This window comes from Rhizobacter sp. P3_B12, from assembly GCF_056402895.1.
The window spans coordinates 1-796 of the sequence record NZ_JBFUGN010001593.1 but is presented as its reverse complement, the minus strand read 5'-3'; the positions used below and the strand labels follow the sequence as shown (position 1 = coordinate 796).

At 72.6% G+C, this 796-nt stretch carries 2 protein-coding genes; both read right to left on the bottom strand.

What is annotated here, in order from left to right:
- The coding region (locus AC1D01_RS37100; RefSeq protein ID WP_477874868.1) for a PAS domain-containing protein at nt 1-521 on the bottom strand (521 nt) is incomplete at its 3' end.
- The coding region (locus tag AC1D01_RS37095) for an alanyl-tRNA editing protein (RefSeq protein ID WP_477874866.1) at nt 518-796 on the bottom strand (279 nt) is incomplete at its 5' end. The genes AC1D01_RS37100 and AC1D01_RS37095, both read right to left, overlap by 4 nt.

Here is a 796-nt window from a genome sequence, read left to right as displayed (position 1 = left end):
TGGTCGACGATCGCCGACTTCAGCGCCTCGCTGGCGCGCAGCTGCTCCTGGCGCAGCGCGAGCTCCTCTTCGCCCTGGCGCAGGTCGGTGTGGTCGAGCCCGCAGACCACCACCGCCTGCACCGGCCCGCCGCCGGGCGTGTACGGCACCAGCACCTGCTCTCGGTAGCGGCGGCCCTGCTGCTGGTAGTGCACCCAGCCCTGCAGGTGCAGCGACTCGCCGGCGAACAGCCGCTCGAAGATCGGCACGAAGTTGCGGTAGACGCCGTCGTCGAGCACCTCGGACATGTGGTGGCCGATCACGCGCTCGGGCGGCAGGCCCATGAAGCGCAGGGCTTCGAGGTTGGCGTACAGGTAGCGCCCGTCGCGGCCGACCACCGCGACGCGGGTGTTGATGTGCTCCAGCAGCACGCCCATCAGCACCGGGTCGAGCATCGGCAGCGAAGGCGGCTCCGCCCCCCAGCGCGTCGTCGACCAGCGCAGCTCCCGCTGGTCGTGGCCGACGTCGCCGTTCCCGCTCATGCCGCCGGCGCCGCGAATCCCAAGACCACGCGCCGCGTCTGCGCCGACTTCTTCTCGATCTTCGTGACCACCACCGCCCCGATGTCGGCGGTGTTCGCGACATGCGTGCCGCCGCAGGGCTGCAGGTCGACGCCTTCGATCTCCAGCACCCGCACCCGGCCCAGGCCGCGCGGCGGCTGCACGCTCATGCTGCGCACCAGGCCGGGGTTGGCGTCCAGCTCGGCCTCGCTGATCCAGCGGTGGCGCACCGGGTGCGCGCCGGCCACCAGGCGGGC